The sequence below is a fragment of the Mucilaginibacter sp. genome (assembly GCF_039921305.1).
In the GTDB taxonomy this organism is placed as follows: Bacteria; Bacteroidota; Bacteroidia; order Sphingobacteriales; family Sphingobacteriaceae; genus Mucilaginibacter.
Genome location: NZ_JBDSCA010000043.1, coordinates 20,644 through 35,159, shown reverse-complemented (window position 1 = coordinate 35,159; position 14,516 = coordinate 20,644). Strand labels below are relative to the sequence as shown.

10 protein-coding genes are annotated in these 14,516 nt (G+C 41.7%); all 10 read left to right on the top strand.

The window, feature by feature from the left end; all coding sequences use genetic code 11:
- Positions 1–6 precede the first annotated feature (6 nt).
- Entirely contained in the window at positions 7–1,557 is a 1,551-nt protein-coding gene (locus ABIN91_RS12460; RefSeq protein WP_348051440.1) for a glycoside hydrolase, read from the top strand.
- Between the two features lie 65 nt (positions 1,558–1,622).
- Complete coding sequence (locus ABIN91_RS12455; RefSeq protein ID WP_348051439.1) at positions 1,623–4,430, top strand: hypothetical protein; 2,808 nt, start codon at positions 1,623–1,625, stop codon at positions 4,428–4,430.
- A complete protein-coding gene (locus tag ABIN91_RS12450; protein WP_348051438.1) occupies positions 4,420–5,625 on the top strand; it encodes a sialidase family protein in 1,206 nt (401 codons plus the stop codon). Before ABIN91_RS12455 ends, ABIN91_RS12450 begins: the two co-directional genes overlap by 11 nt.
- A gap of 193 nt (positions 5,626–5,818) precedes the next feature.
- Positions 5,819–6,913, top strand: coding sequence for a galactose oxidase (locus ABIN91_RS12445; RefSeq protein ID WP_348051437.1), 1,095 nt, complete (start codon positions 5,819–5,821; stop codon positions 6,911–6,913).
- Positions 6,900–8,138 (top strand): MFS transporter, encoded by a 1,239-nt coding sequence (locus ABIN91_RS12440; protein WP_348051436.1) that lies wholly within the window; start codon positions 6,900–6,902, stop codon positions 8,136–8,138. The genes ABIN91_RS12445 and ABIN91_RS12440 overlap by 14 nt, the downstream gene beginning before the upstream one ends.
- 10 nt (positions 8,139–8,148) lie before the next feature.
- Complete coding sequence (locus tag ABIN91_RS12435) at positions 8,149–8,979, top strand: alpha/beta hydrolase family protein (RefSeq protein ID WP_348051435.1); 831 nt, start codon at positions 8,149–8,151, stop codon at positions 8,977–8,979.
- A gap of 53 nt (positions 8,980–9,032) precedes the next feature.
- Positions 9,033–11,453, top strand: a complete 2,421-nt coding sequence (locus ABIN91_RS12430) for a glycoside hydrolase family 3 N-terminal domain-containing protein (RefSeq protein ID WP_348051434.1) — start codon at positions 9,033–9,035, stop codon at positions 11,451–11,453.
- A 167-nt stretch (positions 11,454–11,620) separates the two neighbouring features.
- Complete coding sequence (locus ABIN91_RS12425; protein ID WP_348051433.1) at positions 11,621–12,565, top strand: dihydrodipicolinate synthase family protein; 945 nt, start codon at positions 11,621–11,623, stop codon at positions 12,563–12,565.
- Between the two features lie 86 nt (positions 12,566–12,651).
- Complete coding sequence (locus ABIN91_RS12420; protein WP_348051432.1) at positions 12,652–13,614, top strand: ROK family protein; 963 nt, start codon at positions 12,652–12,654, stop codon at positions 13,612–13,614.
- Positions 13,615–14,015: 401 nt separating this feature from the next.
- On the top strand, positions 14,016–14,231 hold the full coding sequence (locus ABIN91_RS12415; RefSeq protein WP_348051431.1) for a hypothetical protein: 216 nt from the start codon (positions 14,016–14,018) through the stop codon (positions 14,229–14,231).
- Positions 14,232–14,516: the final 285 nt, after the last annotated feature.

The window sequence follows — 14,516 nt, the reverse complement described above, 5'->3', positions numbered from 1 at the left end:
TTGAGTATGAAAGGGTTTTTCTTAATTATCACATGTTTCATCTATTGCCAGTTATTGGGGCAACAGGTACGGTTAATCTCAGCCGATATGAATAAACCTGCCGGGCCACTCAAAACAGTATTTAATGAATGTGTTGGCGCAGGCCGGGCTAATGAAGGCCTGCGTGCTGATTGGCAGCAGCAATTGGCGATGACCAAAAAGGAGTGCGGTTTCCGGTATATCCGTTTTCACGGAATTTTGAGTGATGATATGGGCGTATATCAGGAAGATAGTCATGGTCAACCTATTTACAATTGGCAATATGTAGATCAACTGTACGATTTTCTACTGAGTATTAAGGTAAAACCGTTTATCGAATTATCGTTTATGCCCAACGCGTTGAAAAGCACCGACCAGACTATTTTTTGGTGGAAGGGCAATGTATCCCAACCCTCCTCCTACAAAAAATGGGCGGAACTCATCAAACAAATGGTCAAACATTTGGAAGCAAGATATGGCCGTAAGGAGGTCGCGTTGTGGTATTTTGAAGTATGGAACGAACCTAATTTGACACATTTTTTTGCAGGTACGCAAAGTGACTATTTTAATTTGTATAAAATTACGACTGAGGCCATTAAAGAGGTTTTTTCAGGCTATCGAGTAGGTGGTCCTGCAACAGCTGGCAGTAAATGGATAACCGAACTGATCACTTACTGTGCAGATAACCATGTCCCTATTGATTTCATCGCTACGCATGAATACGGTGTTGATGGACTGGGTTTAGATGTTGCCGGAACCAAGCTGGTTAGACTGAGAGATGATCCTGATAACATTATTAAAAAAGTGGCGATGATTAAAGATAAGATCAGCAAATCGGTTTATCCCAAACTGGAATTGCATATGACCGAGTGGAACAGTTCCTGGGCACCTAAAGACCCATTTCATCAAACATATCAACAGGCGGCATATGTCTTGAACACCATTAAAGGAACGGAGGGTTTGGCCAATTCTATGAGTTACTGGACTTTTACGGATATTTTTGAGGAAGGTGGGCCAGTTTTGTATCCCTTTAGCGGCAGTTTTGGGCTGATCAATTTCCAGGGGATCAAAAAGCCGGTTTATGACGCTTATAAGTACCTGAATGAGTTATCGCCTATCGAATTAAAAAATACTGATAAAAGCAGCTGGGTATGCCGGTCCTCAAAAGGAGATGCACAAATACTATTTTGGGATTTCAGCCAGGCCGACCAGGGCAAGGCGCCTGATCAGGAATATTATCGGAATATATTACCGCCAAAACCAGGAGGTAAAGTCGTCGTTAACCTGAAAAATATACCTAATGGGAAATACCGGTTAGTGGTAAACCAAACAGGATATCAGCATAATGACGTTTATACTTCATATCTACGAATGGGAACTCCGGAACAGCTATCCGTTGAACAGGTAATCCGTTTAAAACATGCCGGTAATGGTTTACCGATAGTAGATAAGGAAATTATTATAAGCAATCATGAATTTTCAACTAATTACACCATGAACCAAAATGACGTCTATTTTATAAAGCTGATCAGGCGTTAACTTCGTTTAATAGATAGTACCTAATGCAAATTCAAATTATATACAATATATAATCTATTTAAATTATGAGGAAAATATGTTTACTGATAGTGTTGCTGGTGGTGGGCACCGGTAACACTTACGCCGCAGTGATGAGGCGTGACACATTGGTGTATGACACAACTCAATTACGTGCCGACCGGCTTATTGCTGCACACAAACACCGGCGTGTCATTTATAACAATGACGGTAATGAGCCATTTAAGCTGGTCGATTCTATTACCGCCAATGGTTTATTAAAACCGAGGTTTCTGGGCATTGAAAATACCATGGCGGATGCTTATTTTTATTGTACATCTGATGGCTGGAGTACATTTAGCCACAATACCCATTTAGGGACTATTCTGACCCTTACCGATAGCATTTCTGGAATATTTACCCATAATGTGACGGCTGACTTGATCGCAGCCAACCTTGATCCATTAAAAGTGGTCACCGATTTTGGTCATGCGCATAGCAAGGAAGTTTTTTGGTCAATGCGCATGAATGATACGCACGATGCGAGTACTACCCAGCCCTATGGGGCAGTGCTATTCAATGCTAATCTTATAAAAAAAGCTCATCCTGAATACTTACTGGGAGATTCCCTTCATAAAAAGGCTTCGTGGACGGCGGTGAATTACAGCCTGCAGGCCGTACGTGACTCGACATTACATTTTATTGAGGAAGTTTGTAAAAATTATGATGTGGATGGTATAGAGCTTGATTTTTTCAGGCACCGGGTGTTTTTTCCCAGTACATTTTTGGGACAAGTTGCAACATCCACAGAAATAGCGCAAATGACTGACCTGATGCGTAAAATCAGGCACATGACAGAAGTGGAAGGCGTCAGGCGGGGCCGACCCATATTGATATCCATGCGGGTGCCTGATTCTAAGGAATATGCGCATGATATTGGCCTGGATATCGAAAGCTGGCTGCAGGAAGGTTTGCTGGATATGATGTCTGTCAGCAGTTATATCAGGCTAAATCCATGGAAAGTAAGTGTTGACCTGGGGCACCTGTATAATGTACCGGTTTACCCTTCGCTCGATGAGATCAGGATAGCAGATGCCGGAGCTAACGCACTGCGCGGTACTACACTGGCTTACCGCGGCAGGGCGCAGGAAGTTTGGAACTCCGGTGCCGACGGTGTTTACATGTTTAATTTTTTTGACCCGCATAGTCAGTTATGGAACGAACTGGGTGACTCTACTGCACTAAAAGACCTGGATAAGAATTATTTTGCCAGTGTGTTGGGTGTAGGTGATAAGGCCGGTTTAAATCACGCCACTTATAACAATATCCCAACGCTTAATCCGGATACGCCTATTGATATCACCGCGGCACAAACTAAGGAAACCTATTTTGAATTCGGGAATGATCCGGCGTCTACAGGGAATGTCCGGCTGCGTTTGCAGTTTAAAACCGTACCTGACACTAATCGTATCAGTGTACATTTAGGCAACGCGTTATTAACCGGCGTGCAGCGGGATTCGCTCTGGTTAAACTACGATCTTAAAAACAATGATTTTGTAAAAGGTAAAGACACCGTCAAAGTAACGCTTTCATCTGGTACGGCTGTTAAATGGACGGACCTTCAGGCTGTCGCCCAAAAAAATATATTCGGTTTATTTGTTGATCATTTTGACTACCCGGCCGATACGGTGATCAGCAGCAGTGGGATCTGGAAATGCCCAACTGGTATTACACCTGCGGTAGGAGCGGTACCTGCCTACGTGGCTACGCCGGGGTTAACTTTTACCGGATACCCCGCAATAGGTAATGCTCTAAGATTAAATGCGGGTTCAGTACAGGATGGCATACCTTATAGTGCCTCAGCGAATAATAAGAATACCGAAGATTTGTATGTCTCGATGCTGGTTAAAGTAGCTAAAGCCGACGCCAATAACTTTTTCTTTGCCTTCGCCATTAATAATAACTCGGCCACGTTCCGGGGCAAGATCAACATCACAAAAAACGTGAATGGAAAGCTGCAATTTGGCATATCACATGGCGCTGGTGTCATTTATACCGGGGCAGTCTATGATTTTAACCATACCTATCTATTGGTTATGCAGAACCACGTAGTAAGCGGAATCCGGAACGATGCCGTACGTTTATATGTTTTGGACTCTATACCGCTGACTGAGCCATCTCCCACATTGGAATTTATAAACGGTACAACCAGCACCGCAGTGGTAGATGACAAATCGATCAATGCCATACACTTACGGCAGATCAAAAATCAGGATATTTACATTGATGGCATAATCGCTAATAATAAATGGCCTTTCGAAGACACACCGGCGATGTTGCTAAATACTTTTAGTGTCAGTAACCAGGCAAGCAGCGTAGAGCTCAACTGGACAACTGGGCGAGAGGTCAATAAGTCGTCGTTTGAATTATTGCGGTCGGTGGATGGGAAAGATTTTAGCCATCTTACCCAAATTGGCAGCAAACGCGTGAATGAGGCTAATGCCTACAACTACGTTGACAGAAATCCACTACCCGGTAAAAGTTATTACAGATTAAGCCGGATAGATATCAAGGGAGAACAAAAAACTCAAGACAAAATTGTATTTCGGAATATTACACCGACTACATTCAGGCTTTACTCACAAACGCAAAATGAGCTTACTGCCAATATTAATATAGATTATCCCGGAAAAGCGGTCATCAAAATCTACAATCTAAATGGCAGACAACTAGCCATAAAAGAAGTGTATTTAAACAAAGGAGAAAATAAAATACCGCTGACCATTCAATTAAAAGTCGGTGACATGGGTGCCGCGCTCCTTTCGACTTCCAAGGAAACATTAAATAAAAAATTTGTATTGAATAATGCGAACTAGCAAATCTTTCAAACTGCTTAAGGTCTTTATACTTGTTGTCCTTGCATCGTTTTTTTCCGCTAATAGGATTAGCGCAATTCCTAATCAGGATAGCACAAGTTTGTTTATATCGGGTCGCGGTGGCTACAAAAGTTACCGTATACCTGTGTTGCTGAACACTCCGGCCGGGGCGTTGATCGCCATCTGTGAAGGACGTAAAAATGGGCCGGGTGATTCTGGCGATATAGATCTTTTACTGAAAAGATCGGAAGACGGAGGAGTGACCTGGTCCAAGCAACAGATCATATGGGACGACAGCGAAAATACCTGTGGTAATCCCTGTGCGGTCATCGACCAAGTTACCGGAACAATTTGGCTGTTAATGACCCATAACGACGGTGAGGTCAGAGAGGAATTTATTGTGAATAATAAGACGAGCAATGATGAGAGTGGCCGTACAGTATGGGTGTGTAAAAGCGAAGATGATGGTAAAACATGGTCAGTACCTGTGAATATCACCAAATCTGTAAAAGCAAAGGATTGGCAATGGTATGCCACAGGTCCGGGTATTGGACTACAGTTAAAGTCCGGACCCTATAAAGATAGATTGATCATTCCTTGTGATCATTCATATCCTGATGTAAAAGGACGGGTCAGGGGAGGCCCGTATGAATATGGCTCACATGTTATTTACAGTGATGACCATGGTTTGACCTGGAAGGTGGGCGGTACCGTGTCTCCAGGTATGAACGAGTGCCAGGCCGTGGAACTGGAGAAAAAGAACAGCATGATCTTATTATCCATGCGTTCTTATTCAGGTACCGGTCACCGCGCCTTCGCATATAGTGCCGATGGTGGAGAAACGTGGACACCACCAGCAGACATAAAAGACCTTGAGGATCCGGTATGCCAGGCGAGCCTGATCCGCTACCGAAGAAAAAAAGGAAGAGCTCCCGGAGTTTTGCTCTTTCTTAATCCGACCAGTTCGACTAAAGTACGCAAGAACATGACGCTGAAGGTCAGCCTTGATGAAGGTGAAAGCTGGCCAATCAGCCAACAATTACATTCCGGACCGTCGGCATACTCCACCATGGCGATCTCAAAGGACGGAGCAATCAATTGTCTATATGAAGCTGGTGATCATAATGCCTACGAGCGGATCACCTTCCAGAAAATCTCGGCAAACCAGATCAAAAAACTGATATCGAAAAAATGACTAAGAAAATTAACGGGCAGTTGTCGATATGGCTCGCCCTTACGCATTTAGATACTTCGACTAATTTAGAAACACCTACACGTTGCGAAACTATGATTGAACACTGGTAATACCACGACAATGTACTGACATGATGATAACCAAATTGATCCTTTATCGATTATTATATACCTATATATGCTGTATACACTCTATGTTGAACTTAAACAATGCCCCTATATTTAAATGGAATGAGTTTCCCCCTATTCCTGACCAAAATGGCTTCGCTGGATCTTTTTCAGGCATTACGCATGGTATGCTCATGGTTGCTGGCGGTGCTAATTTCCCGGATGGCGGTTTGCCTTGGGAGGGATCTAAAAAGGCTTGGAGCAATAAGATATTCGTCCTTGAAAGCCCCGGCGGACATTGGAAGCTTGTAGGTAATATGCCTGAGCCACTGGGTTACGGCGTTTCTATCACATGCCCCGCTGGATTGATATGCATTGGTGGCAGCAATGCTCTGGGGCATACCAGCACTGTATGGCTGATCAGCTACCAACATGATCGTCTTCGTATTACAAAATTACCGTCGTTGCCATACCCTTTAGCAAATTCATGCGGTACAATGATCAAAAAAAAAATTTATATCGCTGGGGGATTGAAAACACCAAGTGACCTGCGACCAACAAATGCTTTCTTATCTCTTGACCTTTCATTAGATACAACCGGTCAAGGCTGGGTTACTTTGGAAAGTTGGCCCGGTAGCCCAAGAATGTTAAGTGTGGCGGGAACGCTGGATGGGTCTTTCTTTTTATTCAGTGGTACAGATCTGCGGAAAAACGAAGGTCGATCAGAAAGAATCTATTTAAAAGACGCTTACCGTTATACACCGGGCGGTGGTTGGCATACTTTAGCAACAATACCGGAAGCAGTAGTTGCGGCCCCTGGTCCCGCTTTCGTACGCAGCAAGGCTCAGATGTTGATCTTTGGCGGTGATAACGGAGTGTTAGCCGAAAATGCAGAAAAGCTTGGGGTCAATCATCCTGGTTTCTCTGACCGTATTTTAGCTTATGACAACACTACGGATACCTGGGCGGAGATCGGTAAAATCAAAACAGTTAAAAAGGATGATTCGGCGAGCCATCCCAATCAAAGCGTTTGGGCTCCTGTTACGACAAATCTGGTATTATGGAAAAATATGCTCGTATTTCCCGGTGGTGAAGTGAGGCCAGCTGTTCGGACTACCAGGGTCTTAGCTGCACAGAAATCCCCAATAAACTTAAAGCTGCAAAGTAATGAAAATAACTAAAATGGCCACAGGTAGATATTCGTGGCTACTCGTTGGCTTATTATGGATCGTAGCTTTTCTAAACTATTTAGATAGGATACTGATAACGTCAATGCGCGATCCGATCGTGGTTGAATTTAAGCTAAGTGATGCCCAGTTTGGATTGCTTACATCTGTTTTTCTCTGGTCATACGGTTTACTTAGTCCGGTAGGTGGTTTCTTTGCCGATCGGTACAGTCGTAAAAAAGTGATCTTGTTCAGTGTTTTGGTCTGGTCCGCTGTGACCGTTTGGACTGGGTTTGTCGGTTCTTTTCATGAAATGATTGCGGCCCGTTTATTTATGGGGGTTAGCGAAGCCTGTTATATACCTGCTGCATTGGCTTTAATAACGGATTATCATAAGGGACGTACTCGTTCCTTGGCAACAGGACTACATATGAGTGGTCTATATGCAGGTTTAGCACTCGGCGGGATCGGCGGGTACGTGGCAACGTTGTGGGGTTGGAGATGTGGATTCCAGTTGTTTGGTGCATTCGGTTTACTTTATTCTTTTGTGCTGTTGTATTTTTTAAAAGACCATCAGGTAACGCCAGCGAATTCGGCTGGGTCGAAAAGTAACAAAGCAGAAAAAGATATCAGCCCATTTAAGGCGGTTAAGATTTTATTTGCCGAACGCTCCTTTTATGTTTTAATGTTTTACTTTGGAATTTTAGGAATGGTCAACTGGTTGGTGTATGGTTGGTTGCCAACTTTTTTAAAGCTCCATTTTAATTTATCACTTGGGGAAGCAGGGATCTCCGCAACAGGCTATGTTCAGGTTGGTTCTTTCATCGGAGTTTTACTAGGCGGACTGATAGCAGATCGTTGGTTCAGAACGAATAAACGGAGCCGCTTATACATCGTCATTATCGGATTCACGTTGGGCTGTCCGTTCTTATTCCTGATGTCAACAACCCCTGCCTTCAGTATGGCAGTTATTGCAATGATCATTTATGGCATTTCGAGAGGGATCAATGATGCGAATCTCATGCCAATTCTAAGTCAGACAATTGATGCACGATATTTGGCTACCGGCTATGGCTGCTTAAATTTTCTAAGTACAATTATAGGTGGGGTCATGGTCTATCTGGGTGGAAGATTAAAGGATGCCAATGTTGATTTGTCTATTGTTTATCAGGTCTCTGCTATCGCGATGCTGTTGGCGTGCTGGTCCCTGATGGCAGTAAAATTTAAAAATATTGAATAAATGTAGTACGATGAAGAAAACAATAAAGGTAATTTTGATATTGTGTGCACTGTTTGCCGGAAAAGTGGCATTAGCCGCTCAAGTAGATACTGTAGAAACCTATAGCCTGGCCATGCATAAAAACATTAGAGCAATTATTATTAAACCTGATAATTATAAGCAACTGACCACCCTTCCCACTGTTTATCTGCTCCATGGACACGGCAGTAATAATTCAGCTTGGCTTAGAAATGCTCCTGTAATTAAGGAACTGGCTGACCAGTATCAGTTGTTGTTGGTTTGTCCGGATGGCAATATCTCCAGTTGGTATGTAGATAGCCCGATCGACTCCAATTGGCGCTACGAAACCTATGTTGGCTTGGAGCTGGTAAAATGGGTCGATGAGCACTACAAAACGATAAAAAATAGTGGAGGCCGCGCTATCACAGGGTTTAGTATGGGGGGGCATGGATCGCTTTATTTGGCTTTTAAGCATCAGGATATATTTGGTGCGGCTGGCAGTACTAGCGGTGGCGTCGATATCCGGCCGTTTTCGAACAGTTGGAAAATTGCAGATGTATTGGGTACATATAAAGATCATCCGAATAATTGGGAAAACAACACCGTGATCAATATGACCGGTCTTCTGATCCCGGGAAAGCTCGCCCTTATTATAGATTGTGGTACAGAGGATTTCTTTTACAAAGTTAATCTCAATTTCCACAATATCCTGCTTGAAAACAAGATCCCTCATGATTTTATAACTCGGCCTGGAGCACATAATTGGGCCTATTGGTCAAATTCAATTATTTACCAGTTGGCATTTTTCAATGAGTATTTCAGGTCAAAAAATAAATCATAAAAAACAAGTAGTAACGGTTGATGATCAGAAAGCATCATTATTAAGAGAAAGTTATGAAGAATAAATACGGTATAATAGCCCTAATGAGTCTATCCTTGGTTGCAGCAATGATCCTGCCAGTATCCGCCCAACGCATTAAAATATATCATCAAGGCTGGGTAGATCTTAACAAAAACGGCAAGATGGACGTATATGAGAACCCAAAGGCAGATATTGATAAACGTATTGCTGACTTGCTGTCAAAGATGACGATCGAAGAAAAGACCTGCCAAACCGCCACTTTATATGGCTATGGCAGAGTACTTAAAGATGAAATGCCGACTTCCGGATGGAAAAATGAAATATGGAAGGATGGCATAGCCAATATTGATGAAGAACTGAATGGATTGGCCAATCATCCAAAATCAAATACGAAATACTCTTACCCGTACAGCAGACATGCTGAAGCTATCAACATAGTTCAGAAATGGTTTATCGAAGAAACCCGAATGGGTATCCCTGTTGATTTTACAAATGAGGGTGTTCATGGCTTAAATCATGATAGAGCGACGCCGTTATCTGCTCCGATTGCTATAGGGAGCACCTGGAATAAGGCCTTGGTTTATGAAGCCGGGTTAATCGTAGGACGTGAGGCTAAAGCGCTCGGATATACCAATGTATATGCCCCGATACTTGATCCTGCTCGCGATCCACGTTGGGGACGAGTTGTGGAAACATATGGCGAGGATCCCTTTTTAATAGCCGAATTAGGGAAGCAAATGACCTTAGGCATACAGGATCAGGGAGTCGCTGCTACATTAAAACATTTTGCAGTTTATAGTATCCCTAAAGGCGGCCGAGATGGCAATGCACGTACAGACCCGCATGTCGCACCCCGCGAAATGCAGGAAATATATCTTTATCCATTTAGGAAAGTAATTCAGGATGCCAACCCGCTGGGTGTAATGAGTAGCTATAATGATTGGGATAGCGTTCCTATAACAGGTAGTTATTATTTTTTAACTGAATTGCTCCGTCAAAAATTTGGTTTTATGGGCTATGTGGTTTCAGACAGTGAAGCAGTAGAATTCATTTATTCCAAATATCATGTTGCTACGAGTCCCAAGGATGCAGTTAGGCAAGCTTTTGAGGCCGGACTTAATGTACGCACTAATTTTACTTCTCCTGAAACGTTCATTGTTCCGTTGCGAGAGCTAGTAAGAGAAGGACAGGTGTCAATGGCAACATTAAATAGCCGAGTAGCTGATGTATTACGCGTAAAATTCAAGCTGGGATTATTTGATCAGCCTTATGTAGGCGAACCTAAGAAAGCCGATGAAATAGTAAATCCTCAAACCACAAAAAATTTCGTGCTCAATATGGCCCGTCAATCTCTGGTATTACTCAAAAACGATAAGGACATTTTACCGCTTGATATTCAAAAAACAAAAAAAATTTTGGTTACCGGACCATTGGCCACAGCCACAAGATATATGGTAAGCCGCTACGGCCCATCAAACCTCATGACCCCAACCATACTTGATGGCATTAAAACCTATGTAGGTAACAGGGCGTCCGTTAGTTTTACTAAAGGATGTGATGTTACAGACGCTCAGTGGCCCGAGAGTGAAATTATTCCGACTGCTTTAACGGCAGACGAACAAAACGCTATTGATGAAGCGGTAAAACAGGCCAAGCAGTCGGATGTGGTCGTTGCTATCCTGGGTGAAGATGACGATCAGGTAGGCGAAGCCAAATCAAGGACCAGCCTTGATCTTCCTGGGCGACAGGAGAAATTGCTCGAAGCATTACAAGCTACCGGCAAACCCGTAATCCTGATCCTGATCAACGGGCAGCCATTAACTATAAACTGGGCCAACCGTTACATAAATGGAATTATAGAAGCTTGGTTTCCTAACACAGCCGGTGGGCAAGCCATAGCTGAAAGTATATTTGGTGATTACAATCCCGGTGGGAAACTTTCTATAACCTTTCCAAAAAGTACAGGTCAGATCGAGTATAATTTTCCGTTCAAGCCATCATCACAAGCGGGGCAACCGAGTGCCGGACCAAACGGATATGGTAAAACGAGCGTTAATGGCCCATTATACCCATTTGGTTATGGCTTGAGCTACACAACCTTTCAATATAACAATTTAACAATATTGACAAAGGACATACATGTAAAGTCGGACATAGATATCACAGTTGATATTAAGAATGTCGGCAAATGTAAAGGAGATGATGTAGTCCAACTTTACATAAAAGATAAAGAGAGTAGTGTGATCACCTATGAATCGCAATTGCGAGGTTTTGAAAGAATTACATTGAAACCTGGTGAAACAAAAACAGTTCGATTTACCCTACATCCAGATGACCTCTCGTTATTAGATAAAAACATGAACTGGGTAGTTGAACCTGGTGAATTTGAATTGCGTATTGGTAGTTCATCTGAAGATATAAAACTAAAAAAAGATTTTATAGTAGTTAACTAGGAATCAGATTAAAACCTACCAGCCACAAAAATTATTGTAAAGATTGTATACAATATATAATATATTATTACATTTGTATCTGCATTTCCGGTCTTAATTATAAATGGAATGCAGAAGATCGTCAATAAGAAATAGATTTTTTGCATTAAATAAATAATTGATCAGGTATGAAAAAGAGAATTTTAGGATTGGTGACAGCACCATTTACGCCCATGCACCAGGATGGAACCATAGCGATTGATAAAATCCCGGCAATGGTTGATATGCTTATTAATAATGGCATTAAAGGGATGTTTGTATGTGGCAGCACAGGCGAAGGACCGTCGATGACAACCAGTGAGCGTATGAATGTTGCAGCTGCGTTTGTAAAAGCTGCGGCAAAAAGGATAACTGTTCTTGTTCATGTGGGACATAATAGTATTCAGGAGTCTATCGAACTTGCTCGGCACGCTCAATTGATTGGTGCCGATTACATATCGACAACGCCACCAACATATTTTAAGATAACAACGATATCTACTTTGGTAGATTGCCTGGCTGACATCGCCGCCGCCGCCCCACTTTTGCCTTTATATTACTATAATATACCTGCACTCACTGGTATCAATCTCGACATGGTTGAACTGTTAAAAACTTCTAAATCGGCTATTCCCAATTTTGCCGGCATTAAATATACTACGCCATTGTTACATGAGTATCAAGCCTGCCTAAATTTTGGGAACAAAGAATTTGATGTGCTATTTGGTACAGACGAAATGTTGTTGGGGGCTCTCGCTGTTGGTGCAGAAGGCTTTATTGGCAGTACTTATAATTTTGTCGCACCGGTTTATCAACAGATCATCAGCTTTTACAAGGAAGGGGATATGAAATCGGCACAGAACCTGCAATTATTTTCGGTTGAAATGGTGCGTGTAATTGTTAAACACGGCGGATTGCGTGCACAAAAGGCTATGATGAAATTGATAGGAATGGATTGTGGGCCGGTACGTTTGCCACAAAATTCTTTAAAGGATAATGAATACATTGTTTTGGAAAACGACCTTAATAATATCAATTTTTTCAAGTGGGCCAACTTAATAAAAGGAGTTCAAGAACCAGTCCACATTCGATAATTATTAAAGTAAGTCATAACAGGATTAGTTATCCAGCCATCGGATATTAAAACGAATTATTGGTCTTTAATTTATTATCCATCACAATGAAAAATAGTCAACCAGACAATAGAGCTTTATCGGAGAGATGTAAAAATTCGATGGAATTGTTATATGTAATTGAATCGCTCGAAAATAGCTTAGAAAACAACATATTAGGCGTAGATGTAGGTGGGTCACACATCACAGCAGGCTTAATTAATACCAAAACCCGAAAACTCATATCAGGATCATTAGTGCGCAAACCTGTAAATTCTCATGGTTCCTACGAAGAAATCATGACAGTTTGGGGGGATACACTTCTTGAAGCATGTAAAGGACATGCAAAGCCAGAGACCATTGGAATTGCAATGCCTGGGCCTTTTGATTATGAGAGAGGTATTTCGCTGATAAAAGGCTTTAATAAATACGACTCCCTTTATCAATTGAATATCAAAGAAGGCCTCGCCAATATTTTAAAAATAGCCCCCCATCATATCAAAATAAAAAACGACGCGGCCTGTTTTTTACAAGGTGAGATATTTACTGGCACTACCAGGGGCGTAAGTAGGGTTCTCGGGTTGACATTAGGAACCGGATTTGGTTCAGCCTTTGGAATGAACGGAATAGCGACGGATGCTGAATTATCAAGTAAATATTTTAAGGATAGAAGAGCTGAAGACTACTTTTCTACCAAGTGGTTTTTGGATGAGTATTTTCGATTATCCGGACAAAGATCAACCAGCGTAAAGGAGATGAATCATTTAATTGACAGTGACCCGTTGGTAGAATCGATATTTAAACGATTTTGTGAAAACCTCTCAATATTTTTAAAGGATGTGCTGGGGAAGAATGACACAGAGTTAATCTTAATAGGCGGGAATATTATAAAATGTGACTTAATAATACCGGAATTAAAGAAACAATTGAAAATCAGATCATTTGATATCCCCATTTATATTTCCCAATTAGGCGAAGAGGCCGCCTTAGTTGGTGCAGCAAGTCTTTGGGCTGATAAATTCGTTAGATAGATCTATTAAGATTATCTCAAGCCATTATGGCAGCGACGTATTAATAAGAAAATCCGCCTATATCATCGAATTTATTTCAAATCACTTCAATCGAAGATTGAAGTGATTTGAAATGTTGATCATGATCATTTGCATTCCTAATAATTCTCATGAACCGTTTATAATGTGGTGGATAGATCTAATGCATAGATGATAGTTGATTGGTCGATCTGAAATAAGGTCGAAGTTTATCAAGACAATATTTAAAGAACCAATCTGGATCATTATGAGAAACTATCGTTTCAATTTGATGCTACGAACGCCTCATTTTTGTTTTTGCAGATACAACCCAGCATTTAAATCGGGTTTTCCGGCGCTTTGGTGCAGATGAAAGGATAACACCCTGGCATATCAGTTTGTATATGGGACTTTTCTATCATTGGGTAAGCGAAGGGTTTAAAAATCCGCTACAGGTATCACAGTTAAGGTTGATGGAGCTATCCAGCATCCAAAGTATTGTCACTTATCACAAATGTATCCGGCAGCTTCAGGAATTCGGGTATATCGATTATTTCCCCTCTTATCACCCGGTATTTGGTAGCCAGATCTGTCTTTTACTGGTCAAAAACGCTGACTAAAATTGGTGTATCTGACATTGCGGGTTCATATCTCAGTTGATTTTTTGGATAGAAATTCTTACCATTAAAGTGTAAATTAAATTCGGTTATTCGGCAAGAAATGATGTTTTTGCGGTGAATGAAGTGCATGATCTTGAAAAATATTGGTAAACGCCTGAAACCCTGATTAAGTAGTAAAAAAGGGAAAGTGTCATTCCTGTACTCCTTGTTTTAATGAAGTATAACATGCTGATTGACAATTAGAATTGCAAACGTTCACTTCCGGTACAACTAAATTACCTTATA